Source organism: Kitasatospora sp. NRRL B-11411, from assembly GCF_000721345.1.
GTDB classification, from domain to species: Bacteria; Actinomycetota; Actinomycetes; order Streptomycetales; family Streptomycetaceae; genus Kitasatospora; species Kitasatospora cineracea.
Window position 1 is genome coordinate 1 of sequence record NZ_JOGH01000363.1, and the last position, 202, is coordinate 202.

The 202-nt window shown below is 68.3% G+C and carries 1 pseudogene; it reads left to right on the plus strand.

The window, feature by feature from the left end:
* Nucleotides 1-202, plus strand: a pseudogene (locus tag IH44_RS0140390) (methionine ABC transporter ATP-binding protein); the annotation flags it as partial.

Here is a 202-nt window from a genome sequence, read left to right on the forward strand (position 1 = left end):
CATGGCGCTGGCCCTGGAGCCGGACCTGATCATCGCGGACGAGCCCACCACCGCGCTGGACGTCACCGTCCAGGCCCAGGTGATGGACCTGCTCGCCGAACTGCAGGCCGAGTACCACATGGGCCTGATCCTGATCACCCACGACCTCGGCGTGGTCGCCGACGTCGCGGACAAGATCGCCGTCATGTACGCGGGCCGGATC